This is a genomic window from Nocardiopsis oceani (assembly GCF_054777395.1).
In genome coordinates this window covers 11,978-27,713 of the sequence record NZ_BAAHAR010000006.1, presented here as the reverse complement: position 1 = coordinate 27,713, position 15,736 = coordinate 11,978, and the positions used below count along the sequence as shown (strand labels likewise).

Annotated in this window: 13 protein-coding genes and 1 pseudogene; 6 read left to right on the top strand and 8 right to left on the bottom strand. The window is 70.9% G+C overall.

What is annotated here, in order from left to right; all coding sequences use genetic code 11:
• Positions 1–68 precede the first annotated feature (68 nt).
• Positions 69–1,640: a proton-conducting transporter transmembrane domain-containing protein gene (locus tag ACYVDG_RS04540; protein WP_358505034.1), complete on the bottom strand. Its 1,572-nt coding sequence runs from the start codon at positions 1,638–1,640 to the stop codon at positions 69–71.
• 5 nt (positions 1,641–1,645) lie between these two features.
• Positions 1,646–1,972, bottom strand: a complete 327-nt coding sequence (locus ACYVDG_RS04535) for a hypothetical protein (protein WP_358504910.1) — start codon at positions 1,970–1,972, stop codon at positions 1,646–1,648.
• Between the two features lie 126 nt (positions 1,973–2,098).
• Between ACYVDG_RS04535 and ACYVDG_RS04530 the strand changes: the two genes are divergently transcribed.
• From ACYVDG_RS04530 to ACYVDG_RS04510, 5 genes are all read left to right on the top strand, one after another.
• On the top strand, positions 2,099–2,398 hold the full coding sequence (locus tag ACYVDG_RS04530; RefSeq protein WP_460747022.1) for a MarR family transcriptional regulator: 300 nt from the start codon (positions 2,099–2,101) through the stop codon (positions 2,396–2,398).
• Positions 2,395–3,267, top strand: a complete 873-nt coding sequence (locus ACYVDG_RS04525) for a DUF6671 family protein (RefSeq protein ID WP_061081146.1) — start codon at positions 2,395–2,397, stop codon at positions 3,265–3,267. The genes ACYVDG_RS04530 and ACYVDG_RS04525 overlap by 4 nt, the downstream gene beginning before the upstream one ends.
• Complete coding sequence (locus ACYVDG_RS04520) at positions 3,264–4,277, top strand: TerC/Alx family metal homeostasis membrane protein (protein ID WP_460747020.1); 1,014 nt, start codon at positions 3,264–3,266, stop codon at positions 4,275–4,277. The genes ACYVDG_RS04525 and ACYVDG_RS04520 overlap by 4 nt, the downstream gene beginning before the upstream one ends.
• A gap of 443 nt (positions 4,278–4,720) precedes the next feature.
• Complete coding sequence (locus ACYVDG_RS04515; RefSeq protein WP_061081148.1) at positions 4,721–5,020, top strand: winged helix-turn-helix domain-containing protein; 300 nt, start codon at positions 4,721–4,723, stop codon at positions 5,018–5,020.
• A 138-nt stretch (positions 5,021–5,158) separates the two neighbouring features.
• Positions 5,159–6,547, top strand: coding sequence for a UDP-N-acetylmuramoyl-tripeptide--D-alanyl-D-alanine ligase (locus ACYVDG_RS04510; protein ID WP_061081149.1), 1,389 nt, complete (start codon positions 5,159–5,161; stop codon positions 6,545–6,547).
• On the opposite strand, the gene ACYVDG_RS04505 is transcribed toward ACYVDG_RS04510, so the two are convergent.
• The 3 genes and pseudogenes from ACYVDG_RS04505 to ACYVDG_RS04495 form a co-directional block, all read right to left on the bottom strand.
• Entirely contained in the window at positions 6,534–7,559 is a 1,026-nt protein-coding gene (locus ACYVDG_RS04505) for an L-threonylcarbamoyladenylate synthase (protein WP_358504919.1), read from the bottom strand. The genes ACYVDG_RS04510 and ACYVDG_RS04505 overlap by 14 nt on opposite strands.
• 267 nt (positions 7,560–7,826) lie before the next feature.
• Positions 7,827–10,865 (bottom strand): Tn3 family transposase, encoded by a 3,039-nt coding sequence (locus ACYVDG_RS04500; protein ID WP_061081151.1) that lies wholly within the window; start codon positions 10,863–10,865, stop codon positions 7,827–7,829.
• 144 nt (positions 10,866–11,009) lie between these two features.
• A pseudogene (locus ACYVDG_RS04495) lies at positions 11,010–11,171 on the bottom strand (ATP-binding cassette domain-containing protein); the annotation flags it as partial.
• Between the two features lie 113 nt (positions 11,172–11,284).
• Here ACYVDG_RS04495 and ACYVDG_RS04490 point away from each other — a divergent pair.
• Positions 11,285–12,373 (top strand): TetR/AcrR family transcriptional regulator, encoded by a 1,089-nt coding sequence (locus tag ACYVDG_RS04490; RefSeq protein ID WP_460747019.1) that lies wholly within the window; start codon positions 11,285–11,287, stop codon positions 12,371–12,373.
• Positions 12,374–12,401: 28 nt separating this feature from the next.
• Here the strand turns inward: ACYVDG_RS04490 and ACYVDG_RS04485 are convergent, their stop codons facing one another.
• From ACYVDG_RS04485 to ACYVDG_RS04475, 3 genes are read right to left on the bottom strand one after another with little or no spacing between them, the layout of a single operon-like run.
• Positions 12,402–13,154 (bottom strand): hypothetical protein, encoded by a 753-nt coding sequence (locus tag ACYVDG_RS04485; RefSeq protein ID WP_460747018.1) that lies wholly within the window; start codon positions 13,152–13,154, stop codon positions 12,402–12,404.
• A gap of 40 nt (positions 13,155–13,194) precedes the next feature.
• Entirely contained in the window at positions 13,195–14,436 is a 1,242-nt protein-coding gene (locus ACYVDG_RS04480) for a vWA domain-containing protein (RefSeq protein ID WP_460747017.1), read from the bottom strand.
• Positions 14,433–15,545: an ATP-binding protein gene (locus ACYVDG_RS04475; protein WP_460747016.1), complete on the bottom strand. Its 1,113-nt coding sequence runs from the start codon at positions 15,543–15,545 to the stop codon at positions 14,433–14,435. Before ACYVDG_RS04475 ends, ACYVDG_RS04480 begins: the two co-directional genes overlap by 4 nt.
• Positions 15,546–15,736 lie beyond the last annotated feature (191 nt).

Below are 15,736 nucleotides of genomic sequence, written 5' to 3'. Positions count from 1 at the left end.
CGGGAGGCCCGGGTGGCTCCGGTCAGAGCGCCGGACGCCGTCCGGCGGTCCCGTCGAGGGGCCGGCGATCACGCCCCGGCTCCCTCAGGTAGGGGCACCGGCCGTGGGTGCGGTGCGGGCACCGCACGTGACGGGAGACCCGGAGTGGTGTGCGTGCGCTGCTGTCCGGCGGACAACGCCAACACGTAGAGGCGGTCGCGCCAGCGGCCGAGACCGAGTGCGGATGCCCGGTGGACCAACAGCGCTCCGATCACCGGCACCGCCACCACGATCGCCGGCAACCAGGCCGGAACTGCGGCGGTGGCGGCAACGGGCACGCTCGGGGCCAGGAACTCCGTAACCACGGCCACCACGCCCAGGTAGCCGATCACCGCACCCGGCAGCACGACCACCACGGTGGCCAGCGCCCCCACGGTCGGGTGGCGCCGCAGCCATCCCCACGCCAGCCGTGCGGCGGTGGCCGCGGCGAAGATCAGTAGCGCCGAGCCTCCGGCGTGCGGAGGCAGCCACCAGATCGCGACGGCCACGGCCGCAACCGCGACGACTCCGGCGAGGACGGCCACCTGCGCCGAACGCGCGGGGGTCGACCGGGGCGCGGGCGGAGCCAGGATGCGGTGGGTGTGGCGCTGCACCGCCGACCCCGAGCCCAGGAACAAGGTGGCTTTGAACAGTCCGTGCGCCACCAGGTGCACCACCGCCGCCGCGTAGAGGCCGAGCGCGCAGGTCATGAGCATGAACCCCATCTGCCCGATCGTGGAGTGCACCAGCGAGCCCTTGACGTCGGGGCGGGTCAGCATGATCGCCGTGGCGGCCACAGCGCTGACGGCGCCGATGGCGAACGCCAGGTGTGTCGCCGCCGGGGCTGCACCGAAGATCGGCGACAGCTTCACCAGGAGCACTCCGCCCGCGTTGACCACGCCGGCGTGCAGCAGCGCCGAGACCGGGGTCGGCGCCGCCAAAGTCGCCGACAGCCACCGGTGCCAAGGCAACTGCGCACACCGTGCGGCTGCGGCGATCACCAGCGAGCAGGCCACCGCCGTGCCCACCGCGCCGCCGAAGGCTACGCCGTTCTGGTCGCGCAAGTCGAGATCGCCCCAGGCGGCGACCGCGAGAACCACCCCGGACCACAATGCGACGTCTCCGATGATGACCACACGTGCGGTACGGCGGGAGGCGTCGATGGCCGAAGGGGCGGGTCGGTACATCCCCACGAGTCGCCACAGGGCGACACCGGTCAGCGACCACGCCACCGCCAGGGTGACCATCGTGACCGCGGCCACCATCACCGCGGTCGCGGCGGTCAGCGCCCCGGCCGTGATGGCGAACCCGGCCGCGGCCGGGTCGCCGCGCAGGTAGCGCAGGGCGAACACCTGGACCACCGCGCTGATCGCGCACACCAACAACAGCACGATCGCCTCGAGGCGGTCGGCCGCCAACCCGGTCCAGACGTGCCCGTCCGGAGCGGCCAACACCATCGCCACCGGTCCGCCGAGGGCCACCGTCACGGCCAGAGCCCCGGCCAGTGCGGTCGTCGACAGTGCCGCGCCCGCGCCCAGCGCGGGTGCCAGGGGTCGCAGGCTCCGGATCGATCCGGTCATCGCCGCGACGGCGGGAAGGGCCGCCAAGGCCACCAGCATCATCCCCGTCACGCGGCCGCACCTTCCGTCTCAGCGCCCTTCGCGGCGCGACCCGAGACCGGGGCCGCGGTGACGTCGATGGCGATGGTTTCCGAGGAATGTGCGGGCAGGGCACGTCCGTGGAAACCACTGATCCGCACCCGTGCCGACTCACCGCGGGTCACGCGGCGGAGCGGCCGTCCCCGTCCCGCTCCGAGGGCACCGATGGAGCCCGGCGAGCCGGTGTTGATCGTCGCGTCCGGTGACGGGGACCACCGGCGCATCCGACCCCGCGAAGCCTCGTCGGCCGTCGGCTCACCACCGGTCGGCACACGCGCCATCTCGATGCCACCCATGACACTCACCTCCCAAACACGTCACTGATAACGCGTGTTAGTATACACGACATGGATCGTACGACATCAATAGCGCGTAATGAAAATCGTGCTATCAGTCACCTGCCACGGGGTGCCATGGTGGATATGCAGGAGTGGACGTTTCTCACCAACCACGCCCACGTACTGCTGTGCGTGGTGCGGGATCCCCAGGCCCGGTTGCGGGATGTCACCGAGCAGGTCGGCATCACCGAACGGGCCGCACAGCGCATCGTGGCGGACCTCGTCGAAGCCGGGTACCTGGAACGAGAGCGCGAAGGGCGCCGCAACCGGTACCGGATGCACCCCGAGTTGCCGCTGCGCCATCCGATGGACCGCGACACCGCCATCGGAGAACTCCTGGCCGTGCTCATCGGCACCCGCAACGGCCCTGACGAGGCCCTGTGACCACCACCGCCCACCCCTACGCGGACGCACGCGTCGCACTGGCCACCAGACACGCCAAGGAGAGGGTCCTGGGCCCGGCCTTGGCCCGCATCCCGGGTCTGCGCCTGGTCCTCGCCGACGACGTCGACACCGACGAGCTGGGCACTTTCACCGGTGAGGTCCCACGCGCGGCATCGCCGTCCGTGACCGCCGTGCGCAAGGCACGCCTCGGTCTACGGTCGACCGGCCTCGGGCTCGCCGTGGCCAGCGAAGGCTCCTTCGGTCCGCATCCCATGGCTCCGATGCTCAGTGCCGGCGACGAGATCCTCGCCTTCCTCGACACCACCCGGGACCTGTGCATCGTGGAGCGCCGCCTGGGCCTCACGAACTTCGCCCACACCACCGCCCGACGCCTCGATGAGACCACCGAGGCGTTCTTGGGCCGAACCGGTTTCGGCCCCCACGCGATGATCGTGCGCCCCCACACCCCAATCGATCCGCAGGACCCCGGCCCTATCAGCAAAGGCATCCGGACCCGCGCCGAACTGGCCGCCGCGATCAACGAGTGCGCCCTACGGTCGGCGGACGGCCTGGCCCGGCTGGAGACCGACATGCGCGCCCACCTCAATCCCACGCGCATGCGCGAGATCGGCCTGCTCGCCGACCGGCTCACCGACCGCCTCGCCACGCTGTGCCCCGCCTGCGGCACCCCCGGATACGGCCAGGTCGACCGAGAACCCGGCCTTCCGTGCGACAGTTGCTCTGAGCCCACATCACAGACCCTCGCCGTCATCCACGGATGCCAGCGGTGTCCTCATCGCAGCAGCCACCCCAGAGACGACGGTCGGGTCAGCACCGACCCCACGTTCTGCGACGGGTGCAATCCGTGATCGAACCCCGCGGTCCGACATCACCGACGCGACCGTCGGCAGGGCCCACCGGCGCAGACCTGACCATCGCCGCGCTGAAACCGCACCGCGTCGGGTTCCGGGAGGCGACCGCGTGGTCGGTCTTCTACATCGCGGTGGCCCTGATCTTCGGCGTGTGGTTCACCCTGGCTCACGGCGGTGAGCTCGGCACCGAGTACTTCGTCGGCTACCTGGTGGAGAAGAGCCTGTCCGTCGACAACCTCTTCGTCTTCGTCATCATCATCACCACCTTCGCGGTACCGGTCGAGCATCAGCACAAGGTGCTGACGTTCGGCATCGTGCTCGCCCTGGCCATGCGGGCGGTGTTCATCGCACTCGGAGCCGCGCTGTTGGCACTGTTCTCCTTCATGTTCCTCGTGTTCGGCCTGCTGTTGATCTACACGGCGATCCAGTTGTTCCGGCACCGCAACGAGGACCCCGCGATCGAGGACAACTCCGTGGTGCGTCTGGCCCGGCGGGTCCTGCCGGTCACCGACGGGTTCGTCGGTGGCAGGATCTTCACCCGGGTCGACGGCCGCCGTGTGGTCACGCCGATGCTCATCGTGCTGATCGCGATCGGCACCGTCGACCTGCTGTTCGCCGTGGACTCGATCCCGGCGATCTTCGGGATCACCCAGGAGCCCTACATCGTGTTCACCGCGAACGCGTTCGCCCTGCTCGGGCTGCGCGCACTGTTCTTCCTGGTGAAGGGCTTGCTCGACCGGCTGGTGTACCTCTCGACCGGGCTGGCGCTCATCCTGATGTTCATCGGCGCGAAGCTGCTTCTGCACTGGGCCCACGTGGACCTGGACGAACGGGTCCCGGAGATCCCGACGCTGGCGAGCCTGGTGGTGATCATCGTGATCCTGGTCGTGGTCACCGTGGCGAGCCTGGCCAAGACCCGCCGCGACCCTACGGCCAAGGCCCACGCGGGCTCACTTCGCGCGCACGACGCCGAGGCCGGGCGCGAGGACACCACCGAAGAGCCGTGAGCCGGGCCGAGCGTCAAAGAACATCCATCGCCGGCCAAGGCCTGCCGCCGGCGCGGTCACGAGCCCGAGCCGGCGCGGACGACACCACGAGTCCGGCGTCGTGGGGCGCGAATTCCAGGGCATCCAACACGGGCGGCGACGCCACCGACGTCTCGACCTCGACCCCGGGTTCCTGAAGGGCGACCGACGACGGGCCTCCGCCAGTGCGGTCTTCGCACGTTCCCGAAGAACAGCCGAAGATGGCACGACGTCCGGTTCACCGAAGGAGCGGATGGTGCGCGGCACATGCGAGGCGTTCATCAGGCGCAGATTCGAGCGACGCGAACGGACCTCCGCGGCGGCCCAGCCGAGGGCGACCACAGAGCCGGACGAGTTATACGACATGAAATACGCGTGCCGAAAAACGCGATACGCACTACGGGAAGGTGGGGTAAGGTACTGGCATGCAGGAGTGGACGTTTCTCACCAACCACGCCCACGTACTGCTGTGCGTGGTGCGGGATCCCCAGGCCCGGTTGCGGGATGTCGCCGAGCAGGTGGGCATCACCGAGCGGGCCGCACAGCGCATCGTGGCGGATCTCGTCGAAGCCGGGTACCTGGAACGAGAGCGCGAGGGGCGCCGCAACCGGTACCGGATGCACGCGGAGTTGCCGCTGCGCCATCCGATGGACCGCGACACCGCCATCGGAGAACTCCTGGCCGTGCTCATCGGCACCCGCATCGACCCTGACCAGGTGGCGTGACCGCCACCGCCCACCCCTGTACGGACGCACGCGTCGCACTGGCCACCGGACACGCCGAACAGCGGACCCCGGGCCTGGTCCTCGCCGACGACGTCGACACCGACGGGCAAGAGCCTTCGCGCGCAGGAGTCCAACCACGTGATACCTCTGACCGCAACCGCCATCGCCGAGGCCACTGGAGGTCGCCTGACCGCCGGCACCGACCCCCTCCTGTGGGTCACGGCACCCGCAAGCATCGACTCACGCCGGGTCCACCCCGGCGGCCTGTTCGCCGCGCTCTCCGGCCGGCACACCGACGGGCACGACCACGCCCCGGCCGCCATCGCCGCGGGCGCGGCGCTGGTGCTCGCCTCACGGCCGGTGGCCGCCCCGGCCGTCCAGGTCGCCGATGTCACCGTCGCGCTCGGCGCGCTGGCCCGCCACGTGGCGGGCCACCTGTCGGCGACCGTCATCGGCATCACCGGATCGAACGGCAAGACCAGCACCAAGGATCTCGCCGCCCAGGTGCTGGCGCACCACGGACCCGTCACCGCCACCGGCGGTTCGTACAACAACGAACTCGGCTTCCCCCTCACGATCCTGCACGCCACCCCCGACACGCGCTACCTCGTCCTGGAGATGGGTGCCCGGGGCCGCGGGCACCTCGGCTACCTGTGCGACCTGGTCACGCCCCATGTAGGCCTGGTGCTCAACGTCGGCACCGCCCACATCGGCCAGTACCCCGACGGACAGGCCGGGATCGCCGTGGCCAAGAGCGAACTGGTCGCCGGACTCCCCGACGCCGACCACGGCGGCCTCGCCGTCCTCAACGCCGACGATCCGCTCGTCTCAGCCATGGCGGACCGCACCCGTGCCCGCCCTCTGTGGTGGAGCCACCACCCCCATCCGACGCGCGTGCACGCCCGCGACGTGCGCCTCACCCAGGACGGTCGCGCGGGATTCACCCTGTGCACCCCCGAGGGCACCGCGCCCGTCACGCTCTCGCTCACCGGTCGGCATCACATCGGCAACGCACTCGCCGTCGCGGCGACCGCTCATGGCCTGGGTCTGGACACCGCGATGATCGCCCAGGCGCTGACCGAGGCACGGCCCAGGTCCGCCGGACGTATGCAGACCATCGTCCGGGATGACGGTATTACCCTCATCCACGACGCGTACAACGCGAATCCGGACTCGATGTCGGCCGCTCTCACCGCGCTGACCTCGGTGACCGCGCGTCGCCGCATCGCGGTCCTGGGAGAGATGGCCGAGCTCGGAGAGCACGCCGCTCAAGCCCATCGCCACCTGGGCGTGCTCGCCGCACAGGCCGCTCTCGACCTCCTGGTCGTGGTCGGCGATGACCACGCCGCCCTGATCGCCGACGCCGCCCGCGCCGCATGCGACCACCTCGACATCGTCTCCGTCCGTGACGCACGGCAGGCCCACGACGTCCTCCACCGCGGCCTTCACCCCGGCGACCTCGTCTTGATCAAGGCCTCCCGGGCCGCCCGCCTCGAAGACCTCGTCGCCGCCCTCAACGACCGCTGAACCGGCCGGAGCCACGACTCGCCTGATCGCGGGGCCCGGCCGCCCGGCCGAGCCGGTCCGCGATCGCCGATCCGATCCCCTCCAGGGCGGGAAGTGATGCCACGATGACCTCGCATCCGTGCCGGTCGAAGTCATGGAGGAACCCATAGAGCCGCTGCGCGTACTGTGCGGCCGAGTCCGGTACCGCGATCACGTGCTGCGCGGAAGACGACACGGCATCACCCGCGAACTCGGGGGGAAGAAGGACACCGACCCGTTGCCCTTGCGCCGCCAGCAGTTCGGCTTCGTCGAGGACCCGGTCCGGTTCGACCAGGAGCACCCGGGCCCGCGGCGCGTAGTGCGACGGGAACTGGCCTGGAACCCGGACAGCGCTCTTGGCCCGCACCGACACGGCACGGCCCAGTACGTGCTCGAGGTCCTCTCGACTCACACCACCGGGGCGCAGGATCGCCGGCTCACCCGTGAGATCGACGATGGCGGACTCGACGCCGACCGAGCACGGGCCACCGTCGAGCACATAGTCGACGTCCGCGCCCAATCCCGCATGGACATGACGGGTCGTCGTAGGGCTGACCTCGCCGAAGCGGTTGGCCGAGGGCGCCGCCACCCCGCCGCCGAAAGCCGTCAGCATCTTCAAGGCGACCGGATGGTTCGGCACCCGCAGCGCGATGGTGTCGAGGCCACCGGTGACCACACGGGGAACACGGGCCGCCCGCCGAAGCACCAGCGTCAGCGGGCCCGGCCAGAAGCGTTCGGCGATGAGGTGCGCCGTGTCGGGCACGTCGGCCGCCCATTCAGCGAGCTGGTGCGCGCCGCCGAGGTGCACGATCAGCGGATGCGTCGTCGGCCGCCCCTTCACCGTGAAGACACGTTCCACGGCGCCGACATTCTCGGCATCGGCGCCGAGCCCGTACACCGTCTCGGTGGGGAACGCGACCAGACCGCCCGCACCCAAGGTGCGAGCGGCGCACTCGATGTGGTCGAGTACGAGTTCGGGTTGGTCCGAAATCACCGTTCACCCCTCGTAACAACAATCTGACACACCGACATTCAGCGTGATCGGTTACCGTGCTGTATGCCGTCGGCTCTCCCGGGGAGTAGCGCTCTCAGCCTATCCTCGCTGGGCGCTGCAGCGTCCAGACGGACGACGGCCCCGCCCCTGCGCTCCGGCGACACCGAAGCCGACGCGCCCAAGAAGTGACAGAGGCCGCGCGGGGGCCGCCGACCTGTCGGGCCGCCTCACGACTCGGGGAGCCCTGCATCTTCGGGGTGTGAGTCTTCACCGCGTGCTCTCTTGTGTCTGGTCGGTCTCGTCCAGTTCCAGGTGGGCCTGGGCCGCGCCGGGCGGGGACACATCGAGCACGTAGTCGCCGAAGCGGCGGATGTGCGCGCTCATGTACGGGGCCAGACAGGCCACGTCGGGCCCGTAGACGCGGTGGCCCTCGTTCCTGAGCTGGGTCAGGGCCGCGGTGATGGCCACGGCGTTGTAGAAGATCACGCAGTTGGCCAGCAGTTCGTTGAACTTGACCAGCAGCTCCATGTGGTCGGGGTCGTTGTCGGCCAGGGTGCCGTTGTTGCCGAACCGCAGCCAGGAGGAGAACCCGTGGAAGGCCTCCACCCGGTTGGTGACGGCGGTGATGCCCTCGCGCAGCTCGGGTTCGTTGAGGTAGCGCAGCAGCACGGTGGTGCGCATCGCCCGCCCCAACTCACGGAACGCCCGGTACAGCCGGTTCTTCTTGGACTCGTTGCTCAGGCGGCGCAGCAGCACCGAGCTGGACAGCCGTCCCTCCTTGATGGACAGCACGGTGCGCATCAGGTCGATCCAGTGGGTGCGTATGAGTTTCCAGTTGATGACCGCGTCCTCGCCGAACAGCGCATCGATGTGGCGGTAGCGGGCGTTGGCGCTGGGGCGGTAGAAGACCAGGTCCTTCCAGTTGCGGATACGGGGCAGCAGCTCCACCCCCAGCAAAGCGGCCAGTCCGAAGGCCGGCAGGGACTGGCCCTGGGTGTCGGCGTGGAGCGTCTCGGGCTCCAGGCCGCTCTCCTGGCGCAGCAGTCCCTCGAAGATGTAGACGGCCTCCCACACCCCGCACGGAATGAAGTGGGAGAACAGCGCGATATAGGAATCGGCGATGTGCCGGTAGGCGATCCCCCCGTACCCGCCATACCGCACGCTCGTCTCCGCCAGGAGGTTGTCGTCCCAGGTGTCGATCTGGGTGCCGTCCGCCCCCACCCGTGAGCCATCGCCCCACCAGTAGGTGACGTCCAGGCAGCTGAAGGCGTTGACCACATCGGCGCTGGCCCGGTTCAGCTTGTGCGCGGTGACGTGCTCGCGGGCGGGCCCGGCGATCTCGTGCGGCGAGAGCCCGCCGCGCAGGTGACGCGACATCTGGTGCGGCCCCAGGTTGGTGCCGTAGGTGAAGCCGATGACCGAGTAGCGGCCCAACGGGTCCTTGATCTTGGGGTCCGACCCCGACAAGGGCCCGAAGTGGCGGTACCAGCCGATCCAGTGCGCGGTCCGGGTGACGATGTCCAACAGCCCGACCTCGTCCATGCGCTCGGTGACCGCGGCCTCCAGCGCGAGCGCGGAGGCGGTGCGCTCGCGGCCGCGGCGCCGCTTGAGCGTGGGCACCCCGTCCTCGTCGATCGCCAGGTCGGCGTTGTCAGGGTAGGCGGCGTCCGTGCGCGCGGCGTGCGCGTCCAGCAGGCCCCGGACCATGTCGCACAGCCCGTCGGCCGTGTCGGGGATGCCCGCCTCGGCGCAGTAGGCGGCGATCTTGCCCTGGGCCTCCTCGGCGCTCATGAGCTGGTCCAGGAAGCTGGCGTAGGAGTCGGCCCCCACCACAGCCACGTCCCCCGTGCGCAGCTCCGAGGCCAGGTAGGAGAACACGCACACCTCCAACTGGCGGCGCACGAAAACCCCCGGCCGACCGCGCTCGCGGATCGTCTTGGCCCAGTGCTCGGAGACGAAGGAGGTATCCAACGCCTCGCAGCCCTCCAGATGGTCAGGGACATACTCACCGCGTAGGTGCCGGTTGGCGCGGATGAACGCCACCGCCCGCAGCACCGAGTCATCAGCGCTGGTGGGCTTGAGCTCCAACACCTCCAGCAGCTCGAACAGCGCTGCCCGGTGGGAGCGGTAGAACCCCGCCATCAGGCCCGTGTAGTTGTTGCCGTGGTGGGCGGAGATCTCCTCGTGCTCCTGCGAGACCTTGGCGACGCCGCCGGCGTCGGCGAGCGGTTTGAGCATCAGCTCCCCGGCCCGCTCGCACACCGCCGACTCCGCCCACGCGGCGGCCTCGCCGTGGGCGTGGGCCTCCCGGGCTCCCGAGAGCATACGGCCGAACACGCCCCACAGCCGTTCGGTCTCGGCCCGCTGGCGTTCGCGGATCTCCTGCAGGCGCTCGCGCCCCTTCTTGTGGATCGCCGCCATCCGGCGGCAGAACATGCCCGCGACCTCATCGCGAGCCCGCACCCGGGCCACGTGGACCAGGCTGACCACCAACGCGATCCGCTTGTCATCGTTGAACTTGCGCAGTTGGGAGATATCCAGCACCCGCGCCTCAGCGGCGAAGTGCTCGACCTTGGCCTTGGGAACCTCTTCCAGCCACACCTGGGTCGGCCCGAGCAGGTCCAGGTCGCGCAGGTGCCGCAGGTGCTGCTTGAACCGCGACAGCGACGGGCGGCGCGCGGACTGTTTGAGGTCGTCGGCCGGGGAGGTGCGCCGTCCCGCAGGGACCTGGAGCAGCCCTTCCATCCGGGCGATGTCGTCGTCCCCCATGCGCTTGGTGATGCCGAAGAAGAACTCGTAGTTGACCTCGGCTCGCACCCGCGCGGCCATCTTGTCCAAGACGGTGAACCCGGGCAGCTCGAAGCTGTTGCGCGTCAGCTCCTCCAAGGCGACGTTGATCAGGTCGGCCGGGTTGTCCTTGACCCGCGCCTCGGCGCGCATGGTCTCCTCGGCCAGGACACGTGCGGCCTCGCGGTCGCTGTTGACGCCCTGGCGGTCGCGGACCAGTGCCCGGTGGTGGCGCCGGGTCCGGTCCGAATCGTGGGCACACTCCACATCGGCGGCCAGATCCAGGCGGCTGCGCACATGACCAACTACAGCGTCGGGGACCTCGTCCATGCGGGGGAAGTACCCCAGCCGTTGGAAGGCCTTGAGCTGGACCACCAGCGCGAGCAGGTGCTCATCGGAGCGGGTGGCGCGCTGGGCCCACTCGATCTCCTTTGGTGAGGGGGTGAAGACGTCGTACAGCTCCTGGGGCGGCACGCTCTTCTTGAACCGGGGGTAGGCGGTGCGGTCGATCGACGCCATCGGTCCTGCCTTGACTACGAAGCGGAAGTGGCGCGGACAACCTAGCGCTACTCGGTGCAGCGTGTCCGGGAAGTAGTCAAACCGTCACCATCAGGTTCAAGCCCAGGGCCTATTGCCGATCCGTCACGTATTCCGGTCGCCCCCCAGGGTGGCGAGGATGCGGACGGCGGTGGTCTTCCCGGCCCCGTTGGGCCCCAGCACACCGAGGACCGACCCAGGGCGGGCCGCCAGGTCCACCCCGTCCAGGGCAGTGGTCTTGCCGAAGCGTTTGACCAGCCCGTCGGACCGGAACGCGTAGTCAGTCATGGCGCATGCCACCCTCCAAGAATTCAAATGATCATGTCATTTGAATGTTCACAGTATCTGAGTGCTGTTGGTATCTCAACGTAGGATGGAGGGGTACCGCGGCGAGGAGGAAGATGGTTCGGCTCAGCAGGGCACAGCAGCAGGAACGCAACCGGGCGAGGGTGCTCACGGCCGCACGGTCGGAGTTCGCCGAACGCGGCTTCCGCGATGCCAAGATCGACCGCATCGCCGACCGCGCCGAGCTCACCCGGGGCGCCGTGTACTCCAACTTCCCGGGCAAACGCGCCCTGTACCTCGCCGTCCTGGCCGACACCGCCGAACAGGCGCCGCTGGGCGAAGCAGCGGCCGGCGAGTCCGCGGCCACCACCCCGACCGAGGCCCTGGGCGCCTTCGCCCGCGCCTGGGTAGCCCAACTGCCGCTCACCGGCAACGACGAGCGGGTCGGCACCGAACTCATGGCCGAGATCGTCGCCGACCCCCGGATGAGCCGCGTGTTCGCACAGCTCACCTCCCTGCAAGCGGTGCTGCTCGGTCTGGCCCTGGAACACCCTGAAACACGGGAGCCCCAACCCGACCGCCGCCGGGTCCGTGTGGCCGAAAGCGCGCTCACCAGCCTGCACGGTGCCGGGCAGCTGGCCGCCGCGGCGCCGGGCTTCACCGACCCCTTCACCGTCATCCGCTCCTGCGAGAGGCTCGCCGGTCTGGAGCTGGACGACGCCTGGCCACTGCCGCACATCGCCCACATTCCGGACGCCCGAGCCGTGGACCAGCCCTGGTCTCCGACCGCCGCAATCGACGCCCTGCACGGAGAACGGGTGACGGTGGACGACGGGGTCGTCGTGGCGCTGGGACTGCACCGGTTGGCGGCGGTGGAGGAGGCCCTGCGCGCTGCGGGCGAGGACGTCCCGGTCACCGTCGTCCCCGTGACCGCCGAGCCCGCCGAACTCCTCCCGCTGGTCCGGCTGGTCGTCGCCGAACTGCGCGGCTGCCTGTCCCACTCCTTCCCGGCGCGGGCCTGGGCACGGCCGCGGATCGTCCTCGACCCCGGGGTCGCCGCCGCCGTGGGCGTGGCCGATCCGGACGACGACACCGAGACCGCGGTCCGCTTGCTCGGTGGCCGCATCGTCGCCCGTGCCGAGGACCGGGGCGCCGGCCACGCGGTCGCCGCGTTCACCACCGCATCCAGCCCTGCCCGACGCTGAAACCCGCACCGGCCCCGCGCCCGGACACTCATGGCCGGGGTTCCCGCCCGCCCAGTGCTCGCAGCACCGAGGCCTGCTCGACGCCGTGGCCATCCTCCAGAGCGCGGGCGGCCTCATCCGACGTGAACCCGGCCACAGCCCAGGCGGCCACGTCCGAGCGCGGGACCCCCGCGTCCCACCAGGTTCGAAGCAACTCCTCGGCGTCCCGACCCGTCTCGGCCAGCCGGGATGCCTCCTTCGGAGTGAAGCCCAGGGACCGGTACAGCACCGCCTGGGTGGCGTTGACCCCGGCGCGCGCCCACGTCACCGGTTCGTGGCCCCGCCAGCCCGCGTCCAGGTAGGTACGGGCGAGGGCGGGGCGGACTCCTGCGCGCAGCAGCGCGTACATCGTCTCGGCCTGGTCGTCGTCCAGGTCCAGGTCGCGGTCCCGGCCACGGCGGAACAGCCTCGCGAACAGGCGCTTGGGGTGCGGACGCTCACCGGCCAGGTGCCGTTCGGCGGCCTCGGCGCGGGCGTAGCCCAACTCGTGCCAGCGCACGGCCTCGTCCGGCGTCATTCCGGCCTGCAACGCGGGTCCTACCGTGTACGGGGTCAGCCCCGCCGCCCGCCAGGTCCTGGCCGGGTCGGGGCGGTAAACACCGCGTTCCCGCCACCGTTCGGCGGCGTCTAGGACGAACCCGGCGTTGATCCACCGCCGCGCCTCGGCCACCGTGAAACCGCGGGCGGTCCACGCGTGCAGGTCCTCCGGCTCGGGTGCGTGGTCGTCGAAGGCGACGCTCATGATGTCCTCCGTGCGTTGATGAGTGGCCTGGGGTATCGAGTCAGTCGGGGCGTTCGGGCAGGTGAACCGGGTGGGCCCAGCCGGGTGGTGGCGGGGCGTCACCGCTGCCCACCAGTCCCAGCACCACCGGAACCGGAGGCCTGGTCTCCGGCCACGGCGTCCGGCCGTCGGTGAGTACCACCACCAGGTCGGGCCGGGGCCGCAGCGCCAGCGCGGCCGCGATCCCCGCGCGCAGGTCGGTTCCGCCCCCGCCGAGCAGCCGCACATCCGAGGCCCGCCGCACCCGTTGTGCCGGGTAGGCGTGCAGGTCGCAGCAGAGCACGCGCAGGCGCCCCCGCGGGAGCAGTCCCGCCGTCTCGGCGACGAAGCCCGACAGGATCGGCCGGGAGACGCTGCCCGAGGTGTCGACGACCAGCACCGTCTCCGGAACCGGTGCCACCATCGACGGCAGGACCACCGCGCCCGACGAGCGGCGTGACGGGCGCGCGTACGAGAAGTCCACCCTGCCCGCGGTCCGGTGGGAGGCCCGGCGCAGCACCGCACCCAGGCGGGCCCGCCAGTCCTCCGAAGGGCGCAGCCGTTCCTCCGCCCACCGCCGCCAACCGCCCGGAACCCCGCTGCGGTCGGCTGAGCGCTCCTGGATCGCGCGGGCCAGAGCGAGTTCGATGAGGTCGCGGTCCAGGGCGTCCAACTCCGGCTCGCCCGCGCCGCTCTCATACGTGCGGCCCAGTCCGTGTACCGCCCCGCCGCAGTCCACTGGGTCGGCCAGCGCGCGGCCGCCTCGGGTGTGCGCCTCCTCCAGCACCTCCAGCGTCGACGCGTACTCCTCGGCCAGACGACCCTCCGGCATCCCTAGGGCATCCGGGGAGACCACCCCCTCAGGGGTGGGCAGCCCGTCGGCCTCCAGATCGTCGTTGACCTCGGCGTCGGCCGCTCGGTTCCACCGGCGCACCTCCTCGGGAGCGGCTCCCGCGTCAGGAGCGCGTTCGTGGTGGCGGCGGACCAGGTGCCCCACTCCGTGCAGCAGCCACCACCCGAACTCGCCCACCGGGGTGGCCGCCGCGGTACCCGGATCCACGTGTACGCGCCAGGAGGCGTCGGCTGGGAAGGCCCGAAGGCCGGGGTCGGAGACGGGGGTACCGGTGGCCTCGTCCAGCAGGGGCTCCACCACGACCGGGGTGAGTGCGAACAGTGCCCGAGCCAGGTACGGAGCCCGGTGAGCTGCCCACAGCCGGGCCGCGGCGAACCGCTCCAGCGCCGGGGGTGTGTGTTCGGTGCTCATGGCATCAGCCCCGCGGAGCGCAGTACCGGAGCCAGCTCGAGCAGGGCGGTGGGTGGGACCGCCCCGTCCGGGCGCCGGGCCGCCAGGGTGCGCGCAGTGTCGGCAGCCACGTCGGGGGCGGTGCGCGCCACCCGGGCCACCACCTCCCAGGACCCTTCCCATACGGCGGGCGATCCGTCCGCGGTGACGTGCGCGGACAGCGCGCAGAGCAGGGCGTGCAACCGGTCGACCCGGTCGGGGAGGGGATGGTCGGGGTCGGCGAGCAGCTTCTCGGGGGAGGGGAGGTCGAGGGTGCGCAACCAGGAGAGCAGTTCGAGCCCGGCGGCCTCGCCCACTGCTCCGACCACCAGAGCGGCGACCACCGGGTTCCGGGCCGTGTTTCCCCCAGGGTTCCCGGGACCGTCCCCGGCCGCGAGGGCGGTCGCGGCCATCTCCCAGGTGCGCGGACTGGGCCAGCCGCGGCCCGCGCGTTCGGGAGAGCCGGGGACATCGAGGACCAGTTCGGGCCGGACCCTCAGGAAGGAGCCGACAGCGGCCCGGGCCTCGGCGATGCGCGTCGAAGGGGCCACCGGCCCGGGCCCGGCCGCGGTTTCGCCCTCGGTGTCGAAGCCGTGCACGAAGCCCCTGGAGACGTCGGCGGCGGCCACCTCCCAGTCCAGGTGGACGAGCCGGTTGGCCAGGGGCGCGGAGAGCTCCCAGCCGTCGGCGGCCAGCCCCGGCGGGTTGGCGGCGGCCACGATACGCACGCCGTCGGGCAGGGCGAGGTCTCCCACGGTCCGCTCCAGCACCACTCGCAGCATGGCGGCTTGTACGGCGGGCGGGGCGGTGGTGAGTTCGTCGAGGAAGAGCAGGCCCGATCCGGCCTCGGCGAGCCGTTCGGCCCACCTCGGTGGTGCGAAGTGAGTGCCGCCGCTGTGGACGACCGGGAGGCCGGAGAAGTCGGCGGGTTCGCGGACCGAGCCGACCACCACCTCCACCTGCAGGCCCAGTCGATGTCCCAGTGCGCGGACGGTGGCGGACTTGCCGGTGCCGGGCGGGCCCCACAGCAGGACGGGTAGGTCGGTACTGACGGCCAGGGCGAGCGCGGATCGGACGGTGCCGTGGTCCATGACGCCTCCAAGGGTCGTGTGCTGGCCCGGGGTCAGGCCCTGATGTCAACTTAGGTTGACCACCCACGAAAGTCAATCCTGGTTGACTAAGCTGGGGGTGAAACCGAAGCCACCGGTGTGACCAGCCAAGGAACACGCGAGACCGAACCCTGGGCACCGGGGCCCGCCGGTGTGACACTGAGGACCCAGGG

Bases quoted from the DNA above. Each gene is read 5' to 3' on its own strand.
- ACYVDG_RS04540 (WP_358505034.1), bottom strand. From the start codon at position 1,640: ATGATGCTGGTGGCCTTGGCGGCCCTTCCCGCCGTCGCGGCGATGACC.
- ACYVDG_RS04535 (WP_358504910.1), bottom strand. From the start codon at position 1,972: ATGGGTGGCATCGAGATGGCGCGTGTGCCGACCGGTGGTGAGCCGACG.
- ACYVDG_RS04530 (WP_460747022.1), top strand. From the start codon at position 2,099: ATGCAGGAGTGGACGTTTCTCACCAACCACGCCCACGTACTGCTGTGC.
- ACYVDG_RS04515 (WP_061081148.1), top strand. From the start codon at position 4,721: ATGCAGGAGTGGACGTTTCTCACCAACCACGCCCACGTACTGCTGTGC.
- ACYVDG_RS04500 (WP_061081151.1), bottom strand. From the start codon at position 10,865: ATGGCGTCGATCGACCGCACCGCCTACCCCCGGTTCAAGAAGAGCGTG.
- ACYVDG_RS04490 (WP_460747019.1), top strand. From the start codon at position 11,285: ATGGTTCGGCTCAGCAGGGCACAGCAGCAGGAACGCAACCGGGCGAGG.
- ACYVDG_RS04485 (WP_460747018.1), bottom strand. From the start codon at position 13,154: ATGAGCGTCGCCTTCGACGACCACGCACCCGAGCCGGAGGACCTGCAC.
- ACYVDG_RS04480 (WP_460747017.1), bottom strand. From the start codon at position 14,436: ATGAGCACCGAACACACACCCCCGGCGCTGGAGCGGTTCGCCGCGGCC.
- ACYVDG_RS04475 (WP_460747016.1), bottom strand. From the start codon at position 15,545: ATGGACCACGGCACCGTCCGATCCGCGCTCGCCCTGGCCGTCAGTACC.